Annotated in this window: 1 protein-coding gene; it reads left to right on the forward strand. The window is 70.5% G+C overall.

The genetic code is table 11. The features are described 5' to 3' along the window. A partial coding sequence (locus AC1DYP_RS24880; RefSeq protein WP_477048575.1) for a hypothetical protein occupies window positions 1-363 on the forward strand: 363 nt, incomplete at both ends.

A 363-nucleotide genomic window follows, 5' to 3' on the forward strand; every position in this document is an offset into this window, starting at 1 on the left:
GGGCGGTTCCCGCGGCGCGGGCATCACCGGCCTGGTGCTCAACAGCCCGTGGTTCGACCTGCAGGGCGCTCCCGCACTGCGCAGCGTCGGCACGGTCGCCATCGACGCGCTCGGCAAGCTGGCCCCCAAGCGCAAGCTTCCGGGGCTCGGACTCGACACCTACGGCGTGTCGATCAGTTCGGACGCGCGCGGTGAATGGGACTACGACCTGTCGTGGAAGCCGTTGGCGGGCTTCCCCATCACGCTCGGCTGGATCCGGGCCGTGCGCCGGGGGCACGCGCGACTGCACCGGGGCCTGGACATCGGGGTCCCGTCGGTGATCCTCCGGTCGAAGGTCACGCGGTTCTCCAAGAAGTACGTACC

Source organism: Caulobacter sp. P1_D6 (assembly GCF_056406095.1).